At 67.4% G+C, this 18,543-nt stretch carries 15 protein-coding genes; 8 read left to right on the top strand and 7 right to left on the bottom strand.

Features of this window, described 5'->3' with window-relative positions; translation table 11 throughout:
• From HLH25_RS11495 to HLH25_RS11480, 4 genes are all read right to left on the bottom strand, one after another.
• A complete protein-coding gene (locus HLH25_RS11495) occupies positions 1-879 on the bottom strand; it encodes an ABC transporter ATP-binding protein (protein WP_182974199.1) in 879 nt (292 codons plus the stop codon).
• A gap of 158 nt (positions 880-1,037) precedes the next feature.
• Positions 1,038-1,811, bottom strand: coding sequence for a sulfite exporter TauE/SafE family protein (locus tag HLH25_RS11490; protein ID WP_182974198.1), 774 nt, complete (start codon positions 1,809-1,811; stop codon positions 1,038-1,040).
• A gap of 1 nt (position 1,812) precedes the next feature.
• Positions 1,813-3,498 (bottom strand): bifunctional protein tyrosine phosphatase family protein/NAD(P)/FAD-dependent oxidoreductase, encoded by a 1,686-nt coding sequence (locus tag HLH25_RS11485; RefSeq protein WP_182974197.1) that lies wholly within the window; start codon positions 3,496-3,498, stop codon positions 1,813-1,815.
• A 58-nt stretch (positions 3,499-3,556) separates the two neighbouring features.
• Positions 3,557-4,483: an MBL fold metallo-hydrolase gene (locus HLH25_RS11480; RefSeq protein WP_182974196.1), complete on the bottom strand. Its 927-nt coding sequence runs from the start codon at positions 4,481-4,483 to the stop codon at positions 3,557-3,559.
• A 106-nt stretch (positions 4,484-4,589) separates the two neighbouring features.
• Between HLH25_RS11480 and HLH25_RS11475 the strand changes: the two genes are divergently transcribed.
• The 7 genes from HLH25_RS11475 to HLH25_RS11445 all read left to right on the top strand — a co-directional run bounded on the left by HLH25_RS11475 (position 4,590) and on the right by HLH25_RS11445 (position 12,384).
• A complete protein-coding gene (locus tag HLH25_RS11475) occupies positions 4,590-5,246 on the top strand; it encodes a peroxiredoxin (RefSeq protein ID WP_182974195.1) in 657 nt (218 codons plus the stop codon).
• Positions 5,243-5,644 (top strand): ArsR/SmtB family transcription factor, encoded by a 402-nt coding sequence (locus HLH25_RS11470; protein ID WP_182974194.1) that lies wholly within the window; start codon positions 5,243-5,245, stop codon positions 5,642-5,644. The genes HLH25_RS11475 and HLH25_RS11470 overlap by 4 nt, the downstream gene beginning before the upstream one ends.
• A 214-nt stretch (positions 5,645-5,858) precedes the next feature.
• Entirely contained in the window at positions 5,859-7,544 is a 1,686-nt protein-coding gene (gene cydD, locus HLH25_RS11465; protein WP_182974193.1) for a thiol reductant ABC exporter subunit CydD, read from the top strand.
• The gene (gene cydC, locus HLH25_RS11460) at positions 7,541-9,238 is read left to right on the top strand and encodes a thiol reductant ABC exporter subunit CydC (RefSeq protein WP_182974192.1); all 1,698 of its coding nucleotides are present in this window, start codon (positions 7,541-7,543) and stop codon (positions 9,236-9,238) included. Before cydD ends, cydC begins: the two co-directional genes overlap by 4 nt.
• A 167-nt stretch (positions 9,239-9,405) precedes the next feature.
• Positions 9,406-11,031, top strand: coding sequence for a cytochrome ubiquinol oxidase subunit I (locus HLH25_RS11455; protein ID WP_182974191.1), 1,626 nt, complete (start codon positions 9,406-9,408; stop codon positions 11,029-11,031).
• Positions 11,032-11,045: 14 nt separating this feature from the next.
• A complete protein-coding gene (gene cydB / locus HLH25_RS11450) occupies positions 11,046-12,182 on the top strand; it encodes a cytochrome d ubiquinol oxidase subunit II (RefSeq protein WP_182974190.1) in 1,137 nt (378 codons plus the stop codon).
• Positions 12,183-12,192: 10 nt separating this feature from the next.
• Positions 12,193-12,384: a hypothetical protein gene (locus HLH25_RS11445; protein WP_182974189.1), complete on the top strand. Its 192-nt coding sequence runs from the start codon at positions 12,193-12,195 to the stop codon at positions 12,382-12,384.
• A gap of 176 nt (positions 12,385-12,560) precedes the next feature.
• On the opposite strand, the gene HLH25_RS11440 is transcribed toward HLH25_RS11445, so the two are convergent.
• Complete coding sequence (locus HLH25_RS11440; protein ID WP_220791789.1) at positions 12,561-13,634, bottom strand: hypothetical protein; 1,074 nt, start codon at positions 13,632-13,634, stop codon at positions 12,561-12,563.
• Positions 13,635-13,907: 273 nt separating this feature from the next.
• Between HLH25_RS11440 and HLH25_RS11435 the strand changes: the two genes are divergently transcribed.
• Entirely contained in the window at positions 13,908-16,403 is a 2,496-nt protein-coding gene (locus tag HLH25_RS11435; protein WP_182974188.1) for a phosphocholine-specific phospholipase C, read from the top strand.
• A gap of 115 nt (positions 16,404-16,518) precedes the next feature.
• Here HLH25_RS11435 and wrbA read toward each other — a convergent pair whose 3' ends face one another.
• Both wrbA and HLH25_RS11425 read right to left on the bottom strand, forming a co-directional pair.
• The gene (wrbA, locus tag HLH25_RS11430; protein WP_182974187.1) at positions 16,519-17,115 is read right to left on the bottom strand and encodes an NAD(P)H:quinone oxidoreductase; all 597 of its coding nucleotides are present in this window, start codon (positions 17,113-17,115) and stop codon (positions 16,519-16,521) included.
• A gap of 150 nt (positions 17,116-17,265) precedes the next feature.
• Complete coding sequence (locus tag HLH25_RS11425; RefSeq protein WP_343065494.1) at positions 17,266-18,528, bottom strand: NRAMP family divalent metal transporter; 1,263 nt, start codon at positions 18,526-18,528, stop codon at positions 17,266-17,268.
• Positions 18,529-18,543: the final 15 nt, after the last annotated feature.

Raw genomic sequence — 18,543 nt, 5'->3', positions numbered from 1 at the left:
TCAGGCCGCCCGGCGCGAACTGTCGAGCGTCCGGAAATAGACATCCTCGAGGCTCCCCTCCATCGGCGCGAAACCGGCCCCCGGATCGCTCTCCGCCTCGACATGGATAACGGTCCGGCCGGCAAACAGACGCACGGCGATCACACGATAATCCCGCTGGTACTGCTCCAGCGCGTCGCGCGGAATCACCTTGCGCCACAGGCGCCCCCGGCTCTTCTCGATCAGGTCCAGCGGCGCGCCTTCCAGCAGAATGCGCCCACCCGCCAGCACGGCCATGCGGGGGCACAGATCGGCGACATCCTCGACGATATGCGTCGAGAGGATGATCACCACCTGCTCGCCCACTTCCACCAGCAGGTTGAGAAAGCGATTGCGCTCCTCCGGGTCCAGCCCCGCCGTCGGCTCGTCGACGATGATGAGCGAAGGCTGCCCGATCAGCGCCTGCGCGATGCCGAACCGCTGGCGCATCCCGCCCGAAAAACCGGCAACCGCCTTCTTGCGGACGGACCACAGATTGACCTGATGCAGCAGCGTCTCGACCGTCTCGCGCCGTTCTCCCCTGCCGGTAATGCCTTTCAGCACCGCCAGATGGTCCAGCAGGTCATAGGCCGAGACACGGGGATAGACGCCGAAATCCTGGGGAAGATACCCAAGCGTCTCCCGCAGACGCTCCGGCTCGCGCAGCACGTCGATCCCGTCGAACGTCACGCTGCCCGATGTCGGAGCCTGCAAGGTCGCGATGGTGCGCATCAGGGTGGATTTGCCCGCACCGTTCGGCCCGAGCAGCCCGAACATCCCGCGCGGGATATCGAGCGAAACATGATCCAGGGCGCGCGTGCCGCTGGAATAGACCTGCACAAGATCCGAGATGCGCAGCATAGCCGACGGTCCTTCCGATATGGTATCGGAATGTTACGCCAGGATCGGTACGTTCGACCAGCCACCCGCGCCAGACCGGCCACGCCCCTTCCCCCCGCCGGAACGCCACGTCGGCTCGCCGACCGCGCCACCTGCCCGACAGATCGCCCGACAGCCTGTCAGAAGCTCCGCCAGATCATGTAGGTCGCCACGCAGAAGATGACGCCGGAGAAGAAGATCGTCAGGCCGCCGGTGGTCCCGGCCAAAGCTCGGGCCGCACGCATCCCGCCGAAACTGCCGACGACGCCGCCAACGATGAACAGCACGGCCAGGTTCCAGTCGATCAGGCCGGATACCATGTAGCTGAGGGCGGTGCTGGCACCGAACGCGGCCACGGCAACCAGCGAGGTGCCGATGGCGTTGAGGATCGGCATACGGGTGGAGGCGATCAGCGCCGGCACGATCAGGAAACCGCCGCCGATGCCGAAAAAGCCCGACAGCGCCCCGGTCCCCAGGCCATAGGTCATGACCCGGCTCATATTCTCACGATTGCACGCCGCCCCCTCGCAGCCCTGGTTGCGCCGTCCAAGCAGCATCAGCACGCCGACCACGATCATCAGCAGCGCGAAGCACAGCAGCAGCCGACGGCCGTCCATCGCCTTGCCCAGAGTCGCCCCGCCGAATGCCCCCACCACGCCGAAGGTGGCGAAAATCGCGGCGCAGCGCCATTTGACCGTGCGCGCGCGCGCATGCTGCGCCAGTCCGGCCAGCGCATTGACCGCAACGGCAAGGGCGCTGGTGCCGATGGCCACATGCGGGTTGCTCACCCCGACCACATAGACCATCAGCGGAACGGCCAGGATCGACCCCCCGCCGCCGATCAGCCCCAGCGTGAAGCCGACCAGCGCGCCTGAGAGAACCTCCAGCGCCAGATGTGTCAGGTCGGGCGGCATGTCACGCTCCCGAAGCGTTCCGGGGAGCGGCCAGCAACTCGTGCCCGCGCAACATGCCCCGCCAGTAGAGCTGGGGCATGACCTTCTCCTTGAGGAACCATGCCAGCCGCGTCGGCTGCGTGCCGCGCAACAGCCACAGCGGCAAGGTCGGCTCCAGCTTGCCGCCATAACCGAATTCGGCCAGCACGATCCGCCCGCGCTCGACCGTCAGCGGACAGGCGCCGTACCCGTCATAGGCCGCGACGGGCGCCTTGCCGTCCAACGCCGCCAGCACATTCACCGCCACGACGGGGGCCTGCTTGCGCGCGGCGGCGGCCGTCTTGGCGTTCGACGTGCCGGCAACGTCCCCCAGGGCGAAGACTTCGGAGAAGGACGCATGACGCAGCGTCGCGGGATCGACGGCCACGAACCCGTCGGCTCCGGCCAGCGGACTGGACCTCACCACCGCCGGCGCCACCTGGGGCGGCACCACATGCAGCATGTCGAATGTCTGCTCGACCCGCTCCGACCCGGCTTCCGTCGCGCGTTCGAAGGTCGCCACCCGCCGCGCGCCATCCACGGCCACCAGTTTCGAGCGCAGATGCAGGTCGACCCCATATCGCTCGATATAGGCCATCAGCGCGGGCACGAAGGCCGCCACGCCGAACAGGGCCGGCGTCGCGGTGTCGAAACCCACCGAGATATCCTTCAGCACGCCGCGCCGCCGCCAGGCATCGCAGGACAGGTACATCGCCTTCTGCGGCGCCCCGGCACATTTGATCGGCATGGGCGGCTGGGTGAACAGCGCCCTGCCGCGCGACAGGCCCTGCACCAGTTGCCAGGTATAGGGTGCCAGATCGTAGCGGTAGTTGGAGGTGACGCCGTTCCGGCCCAGCGCGTCCTCCAGGCCGGGGATCGCCGCCCAGTCCAGCGTCAGCCCGGTCGCCACCACCAGAACGTCGTAGGACAGCACCGTCCCGTCGCCCAGCGCGACCTCGCGCGCCTCCGGCAGGAAACCCGCCACCGGCTGGCGCACCCAGGTCGCACCGGCCGGGATCAGCCCCTTTTCCGGGCGGCGCGTCTGTTCGGGCGTGAAAATGCCGCCCCCCACCATGGTCCATCCCGGCTGGTAGTCATGCGTGGCGGAAGGATCAACGATGGCCACCGAAATACCGGGCCTGCGGCGCAGAATGCTCGCGGCCGTGGCCAGACCGGCCGCGCCGCCCCCGGCGATGACGACATTGAACCGGCGTGCAACCGCCTTTGCGGCCGCCGGGCGCGGCGCGTGCGGCGCGGCGGCCAGCCGGTCGCCCAGCGAGGACAGGTCGATCCCCGCCGCCCGGCCGGCCGCCAGAATACCCTCCACCGGCATGTGGCCCGCCTGTGCCAGCGCCCAGAGCCGCGCCGCCCGGTTCCCGCCCTGGCAATAGGTCAGGACCGGCCCCGGCACCCGCTCCAGCGCCGACCGCATGGCCTCCACCGCCTCGTCGCTCGGCAGGCTGCCCGAGCGAACGGGAATGGCGAGGAACTCCAGCCCCCGGCAGCGCGCCGCCTGCTCGATCTCCATCGAAGGCGTCTGGTCCGCGCTCTCGCCATCGGGACGGGCGCAGATGATGGTCTTGAATCCGCCCGACGCCGCCGCGTTCACATCGGCGACGGAGAGTTGCGGCGAAACGGAAAACTGGGGGGTCAGCGCGCGAAAGGACATGGATCTGAATTCCCGGTCGACAAAGGAGAGAGAAATAAGGAGGGGCGGAAAACGGGCGTCAGAGCGTGTCGATCGGAATCTTGATGTAACGGGTGCCGTTCGATTCCGGCTCGGGCATGCGCCCGCCGCGCATGTTGACCTGCACCGAAGGCATGATCAGGTTCGGCAGCGACAGCGTGGCGTCGCGCGCGGTGCGCATCGCGACGAAGTCATCCTCGCTCACGCCGTCATGCACATGGATATTGCCCTGGCGTTCGGCGCCGATCGTGGTTTCCCACGCGAAATGGTCGCGGCCGGGCGCCTTGTAGTCGTGGCACAGGAACACGCGCGTCGCGTCCGGCAGCGCCATCAGGCGGCGGATCGAGCGGAAGAGCTGGCGCGCCTCCCCGCCGGGAAAATCGGCCCGCGCGGTCCCGTAATCGGGCATGAACAGCGTATCCCCGATAAAGGCGGCATCGCCGATGACGAACGCCATGTCGGCGGGCGTATGGCCGGGCACATGCAGGACGGTCGCCTCGATCCCGCCGACCGCGAACCGGTCGCCGTCATGGAACAACCGGTCGAACTGCGAGCCGTCACGCGCGAACTCGGTGCCGGCATTGAAGATCTTGCCGAAGACCGACTGCACCCGCACGATCTCGGCCCCGATGGCCAGATTGCCGCCCAGTTGCGCCTGCAACCAGGGGGCCGCCGACAGATGGTCGGCATGGGCATGGGTTTCGAGCTGCCATTGCACCTCCAGCCCCTCGGCCCGCACATAATCGACGACCTTCTGCGCCGTGGCATGGCTGGTCCGGCCCGATGCCGCCTCGTAATCCAGCACGCTGTCGATGACGGCGGCCTGGCGGGTGGCGGGGTCATGCACCACATGCGTAGCCGTGAAGGTCGCCTCATCGAAGAACGAGCGAACCACGGGGGCAGGAGCCTGTCCCCGCGCGACCTTCTCAACCTGGGCGATGGCGGTTTCCAATGCGGAATCGGACATGACGGCCTCCCATTTGTTAAGTAAAATGCTTAACTAATGTATATCAGTTTATTTAACAATTAAACCTCCTTGCGTCAAGGCTGGCGGTCGATTTATGAAAGGAAGCATGACCGACTCCGATTCGACGATCTGCGCCGCCGCGCCCGTATCCCCGCCGAAAATCGGCGACGAGGCCCCGGATTTCATCGCGCGGACCACGCACGGACGCCTGCGCCTGAGCGACCTGCGGGGGCACTGGGTGCTGCTGTTTTCCCACCCGGCGGATTTCACACCGGTCTGCACCAGCGAATTTCTGGCCTTCGCGACGGCCTTCGACCAGTTCCAGGCCCTGGACTGCGCCCTGGTCGGCCTGTCGGTGGACAGCCTGCCCGCCCACCTGGCATGGATCGAGGCCATCCGCGCCCAGTTCGGGGTCACGATCCCCTTCCCGATCATCGAAGACCCGTCGATGGCGATCGCGCGCGCCTACGGCATGCTCGACCTGACGGCGGACAGCAGCGCCACGGTCCGAACCGTGCACGTCATCGACCCCGACGGCACCATTCGCGCCATCACATGGTATCCGATGTCGGTCGGCCGCTCGGTGGCGGAAATGCTGCGCCTGGTCGCCGCATTGCAGAAAGTCTCGACGGAAGACGTGCTGACGCCCGAAGGCTGGCAACCGGGCCACGATACGGTCCTCCCTGCCGTCCAGACCCAGCAGGACGCGGCGGAAGCAGGACCGGCATGGTTCATGCGCACCCGGCCGGACCCGCGCGCATGACCCCCCTGGCAGCGGACGACGCCCGGGAACTGGCCGAACGGCTCAAGCTGTTCGCCCAGCCGCAACGACTGCTGATCCTGGCCCAACTGCTCGACGGCCCCCGCGCCGTCAGCGCGCTGGAAAGCGGCACGGGGATCGGCCAGCCGGTCCTCAGCCAGCAACTCGGCATCCTGCGCCGCGCCGGCATCCTGCGAACCGAACGCGAATCCCGCGCCATATTTTACAGCTTCGCCGACACCGAAGAAGAGAAATGGATGCGCCTCCTGCTGGGCATGCGGCCAACGCAATCCAGCACGGACACCCACGCCCACCCCGACATCGCCCGCACACCCCGCATCGCGCGCAAGGAAGCCGGGGCCGTCTTCGCCCGCGTCGGCGCGGCCACCAGCCAGGAATAACCCAGGCATCCCAACGGGTAAGGCGCGCACGCCACCCCGTCCACAACACCCCTCACACCACCCGATCCCACCCGACACACAGGTCGCGCGCCCGCACGGCGCGCGATCACGGTCCCTTGACCACATATAATTTCATAGTTACATTAAATGACACTTTCATAATACATGAAAGTATAGTCAATCCTGCCGTTCGGCAGGTGAAAGTGCGCAACCCATGCGGACGGCGGACAGGGGCCTGACCGGCCTGGCATCGCGCGCCGGCCTTTGGCTGGGCGTGGCGGTGGTCCTGAATGGCGCGGCGGCGGCCATGCTGGTGCTGCAACTGGTCGTCCTGGCCCGCATCGTCGACAATCTGGCCTTCCACGCCCACACGTTCGGCCAGGAAACCGGCCGCGCGGGTTGGCTGGCGGCCCTGCTGGCCGGCCGCGCGGTCCTGGGCTGGCTGGCGGACATGGCCGCCGCCACGGCGGGCATGAAGGTCACGACCGCCCTGCGCGCCGACGTGCTGGCCCACCTGCTGCGGGTCGGCTCCGTGGGCATGGCCGGCGCGGGCACCGGCGAGACCGTCACCACCCTGACCGAAGGCATCGACGCCCTCGAACCCTATGTCGCCCACTACCTGCCGCGCGCCGCGATGATGGTCGTCATGCCGTTGATGATCCTGGGCTGCGTGGCCGGCCTGGACGGCTGGAGCTTCGCGATCCTGGCCTGCACCGGGCCGCTGATCCCGCTGTTCATGGCGCTGGTCGGCTATCGCGCGCAGGCGATCATGGACCGGCAATGGACCCAGCTCCTGCTGCTGGGGAACGGTTTTCTCGATTTCCTTCAGGGCATGACCACCCTGCGGCTGTTCGGCCACGCGCACCACGCCGCAAGCACCGTCGGGCGCATGGCCGACGATTACCGCCGCACCACCCTGTCGGTCATGCGGGTGGCGTTCCTGACCTCGGCGGCGCTGGAATTCTTCGCCAGCCTGTCGATCGCCCTGGTCGCGGTGGTGTTCGGCGCACGCCTGCTGTCCGGCCATGCCGATTTCCGCACCGCCTTTCTGGTCCTGCTGCTGGCCCCCGAATATTTCATGCCGCTCCGCGCCTTTTCCGCCAGCTATCACGCGCGGCAGAACGCGACCGTGGCGATGCGGCGCATCGCCGCCCTGCTGGCCCTGCCCCAGGCACCGATGGCGGCCACGATCGCACCCGCCCCGCCATCCGGGCCGCTCGCAGGCATCGCCTGCACCAATCTCTCGGCCGCCTACGGCACCGACGCCGCGCCGGTTCTGGCACATGCGTCCTGCCAGTTCCCCCGCGACGCGCTGACGGTGGTGGTCGGCGAAAGCGGCGCCGGCAAGACGACCCTGCTGCGCCTCCTGCTGGGCCTTCTGGCTCCGTCGGCGGGCACCATCGTCGCGCTGGATGAAGCGGGGCAACCGCTCGCAGGCCCCTGGCGCGACCGGATCGGCTGGGTGCCGCAGCGCCCCTGCCTGCCATCCGGCACCATTGCCGACATCCTGCGCCTGGGCGCTCCGGACGCCGACCTGGCCCAACTGCGCGCGGCGGCGGCACAGGCCGACGCACTGGCCTTCATCGAGGCGCTGCCCCAGGGGTTCGATACGCCCATCGGCGAACGCGGCGCCCGCCTGTCGGGCGGGCAGGCGCGCCGCCTGGCCCTGACACGGGCCCTGATCCGCGATCCGGCCATCCTGATCCTGGACGAACCGACATCCGACCTGGACCCGGACAGCGAAAGACGGGTCGCGGACGCCATCCGGCGCGCCGTACCGGGGCGGATCGTCATCGTCACGACGCACCGGCGGACGATGATCGGACAGGCCGATCACCTGCTCGCGGTCGCGGACGGCACGATCCGTCCCCTGTCCGCCAGCGAAAGGGCGGCGGCATGAGTCACCTCTCCCCCCTGTTCGCGCCGACACGGCCGATCGGCCGGCGGATGGCGGCCGGGCTGGTCCTGGCCTGCCTGGCGGCCCTGGCGAATTTCGGCCTGCTGGCCCTGTCCGGCTGGCTGCTGGCGGCGGCGGCCACCGCCGGGCTGGCGGGGCTGGTGGCGGCCCACGCCTTCAACATGGCCCTGCCGGCGGCGGGCGTCCGGTTCCTGGCCACGCTGCGTATCCTGGCCCGTTACGGCGAACGGGTCGTGACCCATGACGCAACGCTGGGCCTGGTCGGCCAGATCCGCGCCCGGAGCTTCGACCGGCTGGTCCGGCAACCGCCCGCGCACCTGTCGCGCCAGCGCAGCGGCGAACAGCTTTTCCGCTTCGTCTCGGACACCGAGCGCGCGGGCCACGCCTATCTGGATGCCGGCGTCCCCTTCGTCACGGCGGCGGTCTGCGGGCTGGCCTCCGTCGGTCTCGTCGGCGCCTTCGTCCCCTCGGCCGGCCTCGTGCTGGCAACCGGCCTGCTGACCTGCGGCGTGCTCCTGCCGCTGGCGGCCGGATGGCTGTCGGACCGCGCGACCGCCCGCATCGCCACCCAGCAGGACGCGATGCACGGCGACCTGGTGGACATCCTGCAAGGCGCGGACGAGATCGCCTTCCTGGGCGCGGAGGGCGCGATGCGCCACCGTCTCGACACCCGGCAGGCGGCGATCCGCCACGCCCGCCTGCATCTGGCGGCGATCGAGGGCGGCGCGCGGGCCCTGACCGGCGCAATGGCCATGCTGACCGCGCTGGGCGTGCTGGCCTGCGCCTCCACGGCCCTGCATGGCGGCCTCCTGTCCGCCGCCTGCCTGCCGATGCTCGGTCTGGGGGCATTGGCGGCATTCGAAAGCGTGGCCCCGCTGCCGGCGGCGCGGCAGATGGCCCGCCATGCCCGGCTGGCCGCCCGGCGCATGCGCGCGGCCTGCGCCCTGCCGCCGCAGGCGACCGGCGGGTCGCTGTCCCCGACCGCCCCGCTGGACCTCGACATGCGCGCGGTCGGCATGCGCTACGCCCCGGACGAGGCGTGGGTGCTGCGCCACGCCGACCTCACCATCCGCCAGGGCGAGCGCGTGGCCCTGGTCGGGCCGTCCGGCGCGGGCAAGAGCACGGTCGCCGGCCTGCTGTTCGGCTTCCACGATTATCAGGAAGGCACGATCCACTTCGGCGGCACGGACGCGCGCGCGCTGGACCCGGACGCGCTGTCCGGCCTGGTCGGCGTCATGGCGCAGGACGCCCACCTGTTCCAGGGCAGCATCCGCCGCAACCTGGCCATGGCCTGCCCCACGGCGGATGAAGCCGCGATGTGGTCGGCGCTCGAAACCGCCCAACTGGCCGCCTTCGTACGCCAGACGCCGGCCGGCCTGGATACGCTGATCGGCGAGGCCGGGCTGCGCCTGTCCGGCGGCCAGGGCCGTCGGCTGGCGCTGGCCTGCGTCCTGCTGCGCCGTCCCCGCTGGCTGATCCTCGACGAGCCGACCGAAGGGCTGGACGCGGCGACCGAGCGAGCGGTGATGACCGCCCTCATGGCCTCCCTGCCGCATGATGCGACGCTCCTGTGCATCACGCATCGCACGGCCATCCTGCCCTTTCTGGAGCGGGCGGTAGAGATCGCCGATCACCGCTTCCACGATGTCGCGATACCGCGCGGGAGGCCGCGATGACATGACGATGGCTGCGTGTCGCACGACACGATGAACGACCGCGTGTCGCACGACACGATGAACGACCGCGTGTCGCACGACACGATGAAAGACCCCGTGTCACTTGACACGACAAAGCCCGCGCCCACGCCACGCGGGCCAGACTGCAAGAATCAGGAGAATCGAGCGTGGAACTTATCAATCCGGATGTCGTCGACCTGTCGCGATTCCAGTTCGCGCTGACGGCACTTTACCATTTCATGTTCGTGCCGCTCACATTGGGGCTGACCTTCATGCTGGCGGCGATGGAGACGGTGTACGTCGTCACCGGCCGGCAGATCTACAAAGACATGGCCCAGTTCTGGGGCAAGCTGTTCGGCATCAATTTCGCCATCGGCGTCGCGACCGGCATCACGATGGAATTCGAATTCGGCACCAACTGGTCGATGTATTCCCGTTTTTTCGGCGACATGTTCGGCACGCCGCTGGCCATCGAGGGCCTGATGGCGTTCTTCATGGAATCCACCTTCGTCGGGCTGATGTTCTTCGGCTGGGACCGCCTCAGCCGCCCGGCGCACCTGGCCATCACCTATCTGGTCGCACTGGGCTCCAACCTGTCGGCACTGTGGATTCTGGTGGCCAACGCCAGCATGAACATGCCCGACGGCGCGCATTTCGACCCGGACACCATGCGGATGCAGTTCGACAGCGTGGTGAAGGTCATCTTCAACCCCGACGCGCAGGCCAAGTTCGTCCATACGTCGGTCGCGGGCTACGTCTCGGCGGCGATGTTCGTCATGGGCATCAGCGCGTTCTACATCCTGCGCGGCCAGCACAAGGCGTTCGCGGCGCGCTCGTTCCGCATGGCGGCCCTGTTCGGCATCATCTCCACCGTCGCCGTCATCACGCTGGGCGACGTGCTGGGCCGGCTGGACTACGAGCACCAGCCCACCAAGATCGCCGCGATCGAGGGGCTGTGGCACACCAGCAAGCCGCCGTACGAACCGTGGCTGGCCTTCGCCCTGCCCGATGACGCCAGACAGGAAAACCATCTGGAAATCGGCGTCCCCTTCGTGCTGACGCCGCTGGTCGCCCACAGTTTCGACACGCCGATCACCGGCATGACCGAACTGGAGGAACAGGCCGGCCCCCGCATCGCATCGGGCATCCAGGCCCTGGCGGCGCTGCGCCGCTACGGCCAGGCGCACGACCCGGCGGACCTGGCGCAGTTCAGGGCGCATGAGGCCGACATGGGCTTCGGCTTCCTGGCCATGCGCCACGCCCCCGGACAGGATGTCAGCGCCCTTTCCGCCGCGCAGATGGACGAGGTGGTGCGGCAGACCGAGCCGGACATCCTGCCGAACGTGTTCGTCACCTTCTGGTCGTTCCGGATCATGGTGTTCCTGTCGCTGTGGTTCTTCGCCGTCTTCGCCCTTTCCGCCTATGTCAGCCTCACGAACCGGCTGGAACGCAACCGCCTGCTGCTGAAGCTGTGCATGTGGTCCATCCCGCTGCCCATCCTGGCCACCGAGTTCGGCTGGATCACCGCCGAAGCCGGCCGCCAGCCCTGGACGGTGTTCAACCGCCTGCCCACCTTCCTGTCCGCCTCCAGCCACGGCATCGGCTACATGATCTTCTCGCTGGCCGGCTTCGCGCTGCTCTACTCCACCTTCATCGCCGCCGAACTGTTCCTGATGTTCAAATATGCCCGCCTCGGCCCCGATCACGGCGCACATGGCGCGCAAGGGCCGCACCTGACGGTCGCGCACGATCGGAAGGACGCGTTTTCCGTCGCCTCCTCCCTGTCTTCGTAAGGGGATTTCGTAAAATGGACTCGTACGCAATTCTGAAACTGGTCTGGGCCGCCATCCTCGGCATCCTGTTCATCGGGCTGGGCACGATGGTCGGCATGGACATGGGCGTGGGCACGCTGCTGCGCTTCGTCGGCCGCAACGACGGCGAACGCCGCACGGCGCTGAACATCGTCGGCCCGCACTGGGACGGCAACCAGGTGTGGTTCATCCTGGGCGGCGGCGCGATCTTCGCCGCCTTCCCCACGCTCTATGCCACCTCGTTCTCGGTCTTCTACGTCGTCATGATCCTGCTGCTGTTCAGCATGATCCTGCGGCCGGTGGCGTTCGAATACCGCTCCAAGGCCGACAGCCGGCACTGGCGCGCCAGTTGGGACGTCGCGTTCCTGGTCTCGGGCACGCTGCCGATGTTCATCTACGGCGCCGCCTTCGGCAACGTACTGGAGGGCGTGGGCTATCATTTCGGCTGGACCGGCCAGTATTACCAGGACGAATCCTTCCTGTCCTATCTGGTCAATCCGTTCGCGATCCTGTGCGGCCTGATGTCGGTCGCCCTCAGCGTCTACCAGGGCGGCGTCATGCTGATGCTGCGCTCGGAGGAGCCGATCCACGGCCGCGCGCGGCGCTATGCGATGCGCGGCGGCGTCGCCGCGGCAGCCCTGTTCGCGATCGGCGGCGTGTGGATCAGTCGCCTGAACGGCTTCCGCCTGACCGACCCCAACCCCGGCATGCCCGCCAACCCGATCCAGGGGCAGCACGTCACCGTCAGCGTCGGCGGATGGCTGGAAAACTTCCATGCCTATCCGGCCCTGTGGCTGATTCCGCTGCTCGGCATCGCCTGCATGCTGCTCGGCACCCTGATGGTACGCGCCGACCGTCCGGTTCTCGCCTGGTGGATCGGCGCGGGCTCCTGGGCCTGCACGATCGGCACCGTCGGCACCGCGATGTTTCCCTTCCTCATGCCCTCCGCCACGATGCCGGACCAGAGCCTGACGATCTGGAACAGCACCGCCAGCGCCTACGGCCTGGCCTGCATGCTGGTGGTGGCCGCGATCTTCGTGCCGATCATCCTGTCCTACACGTCGTGGTGCTACTACGTCATGCGCGGCAAGGTCCGCACAGCCGACATCATCCACGATACCCACAGCTACTGAGGACCCTGTCATGAACATCATGCGCCTGGCCGGGCTGGCCGTCGCCCTGGTCGTCTCGCTTCTGTTCGCCGTCTTCGTCGGCGATCAGGGGCCGTGGTATTTCGCGTGGGTCGTGGGCACGGTGATGATCATCCTCATCGCCGGCGCCGGCGCCATCCTGCTCGATGCGCAGGACGAACAGACTTCGGAAAAGGAAATCTGACCATGATGGGCGATCTGGAACGCATCATCTTCTTCATTCCCGCGCTCTATCTGGTCCTCTACCTGGGGGCGGTCGCCATCGCCCGCCGCGTCGAGCAACGCCCCCCCTCCGGCCCCTAGGGCCTCTTCACCTGTTTGAATGCGCGTTCGAATGCACGCATTCAAACAGGACCCGCCCTAGCCGTTGGCGGGAATGGTGACGATGGTATTCGGCCCCTTGCTGGTCTTGGAAAGCTCAAGCAGAATCTGCAACATCGTAAAAGCCAGCTTGCTGTCGAAATCGTCGTCGGCGATCCAGTAGAATTTGTGATTGTAGCTGGTCCAGGAAAACACCGCCTCCGGCCGCTCCTTCGTCACATGCACCACCACGATCGGCCGCCGCACCCGCCCCACCATCTTGATGGTGGGGCGGGTGCGGCCCGAGGTAATGTCTTCCTCCGGCACGTCGATCTGGTAGGCGATCTGCCCCAGCACCCCCAGTACGGTGCGCGTCAGCAACTGGATCTGCCCCCGGCGCGGTCGCCCGCCGCCATAGACGACCTCCACCCGCTCGTCGTCCTGCGCCATGCCCAGCAGGCGGCGCGTATCGTGCACCACCTTCGTCAGGTCCGGATTGTCGGTCGAGGCGATGGACAGGAAGACCCGGTCGGCCAGCACGTCCTTGTCCGTGGCCGCCGGATTGCGTTCAAGCTGGATACCCAGCAACCCCGCAAGCTGAAGCAACCGCAGGTCGTAGATCAGGTCGAAGAAGGCCGGCGAGGCCCGCCCCACATCCCCGCCCAGCGACCCGGTATTGTTGATCAGGTTGATCGACTGGACGGCCAGACGGAACAGCACGTCGATCGGCAGCCCGCCCATGGCCAGCGGCAGCAGGTTCCCCGGCGGCAGCGGCCGCAGGAAGCTCTGCGCATAGGCATCCCCCGTCACGGGCTGGAAGGTGAAGGTCGGGCTTTCCTGCACCTGCATCCCCGCCCCGCCATAGGGCCGGGTCGCCGAATAGTTGCCGATCCCCACGGAGATATTGCGCTGAAGCTGATACCCCGAAATCAGTTGCGTCGTGTCCAGGAAGCCCGGCGTGTCGGCATAGCGCAGGCGCACCACGTTCAGCAGCGTCTGCTGCTTGGCCGAACTGGTCAGCGCGCGCGAATAGTCGCTCTGGTCCCGGTCCAGCCGCGTCGGCCCGATCTCGTAGCACCCTTGCAGAACAGACAGGCCCGGCAGCAGCAGAAGAAAGCGAATGGTCCTGTTCATGGTCCCCGGATGTCGTTCATGGCGCCCGAAGGGCATAAGAGAAGGCAACAACACGAGGCTCTAAAACACCGGTCCCGGATTTCCAATGCGTTTGCGGACCATTTTTCCTGACAAGTTGGCAATGTCCGGCCGCCGCCGGCAGCGCACGAACCGTTTCCATCCGCTTCCGTTTCATGAAATTGTCACAATGAAAACCGGCAACCATGCCGTATGTCACGCCACATCCACACGATTTCCGTCCGCCGCGGAAGAACACACAGGCCGAACAGACTCATGACGACACGCCGGGACTTCCTCAAATACGCCCTCCTGTCCGGCGCGGCGGGCGCCACCACCACGCTTCCCGCCGCCATCCAGCGCGCCTTCGCCATCGCCCCCAACCCCGGCACGACGTGGCAGGATGCCGAGCAGGTCGTGATCCTGATGCAGGAGAACCGGTCGTTCGACCATGTGTTCGGCACGCTGCAAGGCGTACGCGGCTTCAACGATCCCAGGGCGATGCGACAGGCCAACGGCAACCCGGTCTTCGCCCAGACGGGCGCGGACGGCCAGACCTACGCGCCGTGGCGCCTGAACATCCGCGACACGCGCGTCACCTGGATGGGCTCGATCCCCCATTCCCGCGACAGCCAGGTCGATGCGTGGAACGACGGCGGCCACGACCGCTGGATCGACGCCAAGAAATCTCACCACAAGGGCTATGACCGCTACCCGCTGACGATGGGCCACTACACGCGCGAGGACCTGCCGTTCTATTACGCGCTGGCCGACGCCTTCACGGTCTGCGACCAGCATTACTGCGGCGCCATGACCAGCACCACGCCCAACCGCCTGCTGTTCTGGACCGGCACGGTCCGCGACGCGCAGACGACCGATTCCAGGGTCTACATGCGCAATGGCGAGATCCTCGAAGGCGGCATGACCTGGACCACCTTCCCCGAACGGCTCCAGAGCGCCGGCATCTCGTGGAAATTCTACCAGAACGAACTCTCCCAGACCGGCGGCATGAGCGCGCGGGAGCGCGCATGGCTCTCCAATTTCGGCTGCAACATCCTGGAATGTTTCGACCAGTATTGCGTCTCGGCCAATCCCGGCTTCAGCGACTGGCTCGAAGCCCGCATCGACGACTGCACGGACCATATCGAGCGGCTGACGAAGCAGGAAATGCTCGTCTCCGAAACGCACGAGGACCAACTGGCCGAAGCCCGGGCCTTGCTCGACGTGCTGACCCGCCGCCGCCCGTCGGCCAGCCACACGATGCAGAAACTCACGCCCGCCGAACGCGCCCTGTTCGAGAGGGCCTTCGTCATCAACAGCGGCGACCCGCAATACCGCACGCTGGAAACCCTGTCCTTCTCCGACGGCGACAGGACGCGACATATGGACGCCCCCAAGGGCGACATCCTCCACCAGTTCCGCCAGGACGTGCGCGCGGGCACCCTGCCCACCGTTTCATGGCTGGCCGCGCCGGAACATTTCTCCGACCACCCGACCTCCCCGTGGTACGGCGCCTGGTACGTGTCGGAAATCATGGACATCCTGACCGAAAACCCGGAAGTGTGGAAAAAGACCATCTTCATCATCACGTACGATGAAAATGACGGCTATTTCGACCATGGCTGTTCCTACGCGGCGCCCGACCCCTACCGCCCGGAAACCGGCCGCTCCTCGGCCACGATCGGCCCCGACGGGCTGGAACACACCACGGCGCGCGACGAGGTGGAGCGCGGCGTCCCGCCCCACCTGGCCCGCACCGGCCCGATCGGGCTGGGCTTCCGCGTGCCCATGATCATCGCCTCACCGTGGAGCCGCGGCGGCTGGGTCAATTCCCAGCTTTTCGAGCACACCTCCACCCTGCGGTTCCTGGAGACCTTCATCCAGACGAAATTCGGCAAGACGGTCACAGAAACCAACATCTCGCCCTGGCGCCGCGCGATCAGCGGCGACCTGACCTCCTGCTTCCGCCCCTATGACGGCACGGTCCCCACCCTGCCGTTCCTCAACCGCGACGCCTTTCTCCAGACCATCGAGGACGCGAAGGACCGCCCCCTGCCCGGCGGCTTCCGCGCCCTGAGCGCGGCCGACCTCGCCACCCTGCGCGCCGAACCGGCGAGCCTGCGCAGCCTGGTGCGGCAGGAACCCGGCACCCGCCCCTCCTGCGCCCTGCCCTACGAAGCCCATTGCGACGGCGGCCCGACGCCGGACGGCGAACAGATCGCCCTGCGCCTGCACGCCGGGCAGAAACTGCACGGCGCGCAGGCGCAGGGCCTGCCCTTCAACGTCTATTGCCACGGCCTGGCACCGGGCAAGACCGGCGCCAGGAACACGATGCAGGCCGGCACCTACGCCGTCGCGGCCGGCGACACGCTGGACGCGGCCTTCGACATGACAGACTTCGCCGACAGTCTCTACGATGTCGCGGTCCACGCCCCCAACGGCTTCTATCGCCATTTCCGGGGCCGGCAGGCCGGCCTGCGTTTGCAGGTGGAGTGCGGCTATCTCCACGGCCGGGGCAAGGACCTCACCCTGCGCGTGACCAATAACGGCCCGCGGACGGTCACGGTCGCCTGCACCCTGGCCGACCGGAACGTGAAACGCACCCTGCGCATCGCCCCCGGCCACGCCGCCGAGGCGCCGTTCGACCTGTCAGGCAGCGCGATGTGGTACGACGTCACGCTCACCAGCCCGGCCGAGCCCGAACTGGCCTACCAGTTCGCCGGCCGGGTCGAAACCGGCCGCCCCGGACAAACCGACCCCGCCATGGCCTGAGGCTGTTCGCAAAACCACCCTGCCGGCGATCCCGCCCGGCAGGCCGATCGTTCAAACAGCCTCCGCAACAATCACACAATCACACAATCACCGGGGGGGGACGACGCCCCCCCAATCAGGCGAGCTTCTTCGCCAGCCCGGCCACATGCTGGCCGAGGAAGCGCGCGCCATCCAGTTCGTTGGCGCTGACGGCGCGCGACCCGTCCCCGGCGGCGATCGTGGTCGCACCATACGGTGCCCCGCCCGAAACCTGATCCAGCGTCAACTGGCCCTGGAAGCTGTAGGGCAGGCCGCTGATGACCATGCCGTGATGGATCAGGTTCGACAGCAGCGAATACAGCGTCGTCTCCTGCCCGCCATGCTGGCTGGCGGTCGAGGTAAAGGCCGCGCCCACCTTGCCGATCAGCGCCCCTTTCAGCCACAGCCCGCCGGTCTGGTCCCAGAACGCCGCCATCTGCGCCGGCAACCGCCCGAAGCGGGTCGGCGCACCGATGATGATGGCGTCATAATGCGTCAGATCGTCCGGGGTCGCCACCGGCGCCGCCTGATCGAGCTTGAAGTGATGCGCCTTCGCGATCTCCTCGGGCACCGTCTCCGGCACGCGCTTGATATCGGCTTCGATCCCCGCCGCACGGGCACCCTCCGCAACGGCCTGGGCCATCGTCTCGACATGCCCATAGGTGGAATAATAGAGAACCAGCAGCTTCGTCATCTTGACCTCTTTCCCGGCCTCGGGGCCGTGTGCTCGGGGCAAACATTACATCCGGGACCATACGGTCCACCCCGCGCCCTCACATCCCTCAAAACCGGAAACCCACGGTTTCCATCCTTTGCCCCCAGGCAGCCGTTGCGCCACAAGGCTTCACAGCATGGCGCCGAACATCGCCACCACCACACCGCCCATCAGGACGGTCGCGACCCACCCCAGCCATTTCAGCGGCCCGCGAATGGCGAATTGCCCCATCACGTCGCGCCGCGCCGCCACCCGCATCATCACGACCATCACAGGCACCGCCGCCACCCCGTTCAGCACGGCGCTCCAAAACAAGGCCCGGATCGGATCAACCGGCGCGAAATTGATGATCATCCCGATCAGCGTAGCGATCACCAGCGTCGCATAAAATGCCTGCGCCTCCTTGGGCCGGCGCTCCAGCCCGGTCGGCCACTGCCGCGCCTCCCCCACCGCATAGGCGGCCGAGCCGGCCAGCACCGGCACCGCCAGCAACCCCGTACCCACGATGCCCACCGTAAACACCAGCGACGCAAACGCCCCCGCGATCGGCCGCAGCGCCTCGGCCGCCTGCGCCGAGGTCTGGATATGCGTCATGCCATGCACATTCAGCGTCGCCGCAGACGTCACCAGAATGGCCAGCGCAACCAGATTCGAAAATCCCATGCCCACCAATGTATCGATCTCGATACGCCGCAACGCCCGCCGCCCCTGCGACGGCGCATCCACCAGATCGACGCGCCGGGGATACACCCGCAGATCCTCCGCCTCTTCCGACGCCTGCCAGAAGAACAGATAGGGGCTGATCGTGGTCCCCAGGATCGCCACCAGTGCGGTCAGATAATCCGATGTCAGCGCCTGAGGGGGCCAGACCAGATGCAACGCCAGCGCGCCCCAGTCGACATCCACACAGGCCAGCGCCGCAAAATAGGCAAACAGCGCCAGCGTCAGCCATTTCAGCGCCGCCACATAGCGCGTGTATTGCAAAAAAAGCTGCATGGAGATCGAAATCGCCGAAAACAGCAGCACATACAGCGCATGCGGCGCCGGCAGCAGCAGCCCCAGCGCATCGGCCATCGCGCCCAGATCGGCACCCAGATTGATGATGTTCGCCACCAGCAACAGCAGCACGACACTGCTCAGCAGCCAGGACGGACAATGCAGGCGGATCACCCCCGCCAGCCCATGCCCGGTCGTCCGCCCGATCCGCGCACTGATCATCTGTACCGCCACCATCAGCGGATAGGTCACCAGCAGCGTCCACGACAGCCCATAGGCAAACTGCGCGCCCGCCTGGGAATAGGTCGCGATCCCGCTCGGATCGTCATCCGATGCCCCGGTAATCAGCCCCGGCCCCAGCACCCGGAACAGGCGCGGCCGGCTCGGTCCCACCACGGGGCTGGGCATTTC

Source organism: Gluconacetobacter dulcium (assembly GCF_014174165.1).
Taxonomy (GTDB): Bacteria; Pseudomonadota; Alphaproteobacteria; order Acetobacterales; family Acetobacteraceae; genus Gluconacetobacter; species Gluconacetobacter dulcium.
This window is presented reverse-complemented; position numbering and strand designations above follow the sequence as displayed.

Bases quoted from the DNA above. Each gene is read 5' to 3' on its own strand.
- HLH25_RS11495 (WP_182974199.1), bottom strand. From the start codon at position 879: ATGCTGCGCATCTCGGATCTTGTGCAGGTCTATTCCAGCGGCACGCGC.
- HLH25_RS11490 (WP_182974198.1), bottom strand. From the start codon at position 1,811: ATGCCGCCCGACCTGACACATCTGGCGCTGGAGGTTCTCTCAGGCGCG.
- HLH25_RS11485 (WP_182974197.1), bottom strand. From the start codon at position 3,498: ATGTCCTTTCGCGCGCTGACCCCCCAGTTTTCCGTTTCGCCGCAACTC.
- HLH25_RS11480 (WP_182974196.1), bottom strand. From the start codon at position 4,483: ATGTCCGATTCCGCATTGGAAACCGCCATCGCCCAGGTTGAGAAGGTC.
- HLH25_RS11475 (WP_182974195.1), top strand. From the start codon at position 4,590: ATGACCGACTCCGATTCGACGATCTGCGCCGCCGCGCCCGTATCCCCG.
- HLH25_RS11470 (WP_182974194.1), top strand. From the start codon at position 5,243: ATGACCCCCCTGGCAGCGGACGACGCCCGGGAACTGGCCGAACGGCTC.
- cydD (WP_182974193.1), top strand. From the start codon at position 5,859: ATGCGGACGGCGGACAGGGGCCTGACCGGCCTGGCATCGCGCGCCGGC.
- cydC (WP_182974192.1), top strand. From the start codon at position 7,541: ATGAGTCACCTCTCCCCCCTGTTCGCGCCGACACGGCCGATCGGCCGG.
- cydB (WP_182974190.1), top strand. From the start codon at position 11,046: ATGGACTCGTACGCAATTCTGAAACTGGTCTGGGCCGCCATCCTCGGC.
- HLH25_RS11445 (WP_182974189.1), top strand. From the start codon at position 12,193: ATGAACATCATGCGCCTGGCCGGGCTGGCCGTCGCCCTGGTCGTCTCG.
- HLH25_RS11440 (WP_220791789.1), bottom strand. From the start codon at position 13,634: ATGAACAGGACCATTCGCTTTCTTCTGCTGCTGCCGGGCCTGTCTGTT.
- HLH25_RS11435 (WP_182974188.1), top strand. From the start codon at position 13,908: ATGACGACACGCCGGGACTTCCTCAAATACGCCCTCCTGTCCGGCGCG.
- wrbA (WP_182974187.1), bottom strand. From the start codon at position 17,115: ATGACGAAGCTGCTGGTTCTCTATTATTCCACCTATGGGCATGTCGAG.